Genomic DNA, 550 nt, shown 5'->3' with positions numbered 1-550 from the left:
CATCAGACCATCACAACCCGACCACCAGATCCACATCCACCGATCCACAAAACACGCCCTAGGTGCGGGCCGGTCCCAGGGCGGCAACCGTTTCGCGGCGGGCGCCGCAGGGGTGTCCGCGAGCGCTGCGGGCCGTAAGGGTCGTGACTGGGCGACCGGGACATTGCCCTCTCGCCGCACCGTCACCGGGCGGTATCGCCAGGTCGCTGAGAGGGTGTCAGCGGGTTGGGGGAAGCTCGCCGAGCAGCCCCTGGGAAGCGAGCCAGTCACGGTCGAGGAAGCGGCCGGTGAGCCGCCCCATGATCACTAAGTACTGATCCAGTTCCGCCGCCAGTGACGTTGTTGGAGTGTATTTTATGTCCTCCCAGTACGGGCTGTACTCCTCGTAAGGGAAGATTTCCCCGGCGCTTACCCCGTCGATTGCGTAAGTGAGCGGTTCTATCTCTTCGACCAGCTTGACGATCTGGAAAACGCGATGGCCTCCGAGGCTGAGTTCCTCCGCGGACAACATGAGCCCGCCCGTGAGAGTCAGAATGTGAGTCCAGGTGGG

At 63.5% G+C, this 550-nt stretch carries 1 protein-coding gene; it reads right to left on the bottom strand.

Going from position 1 to position 550, the window contains the following annotated elements; all coding sequences use genetic code 11:
* Positions 1-217: 217 nt before the first annotated feature.
* Positions 218-550: hypothetical protein (locus D5H75_RS40755; protein ID WP_206781989.1), on the bottom strand; the 333-nt coding region annotated here is incomplete at its 5' end.

The organism is Bailinhaonella thermotolerans, from assembly GCF_003594875.1.
Classification (GTDB): domain Bacteria; phylum Actinomycetota; class Actinomycetes; order Streptosporangiales; family Streptosporangiaceae; genus Bailinhaonella; species Bailinhaonella thermotolerans.
This window is presented reverse-complemented; position numbering and strand designations above follow the sequence as displayed.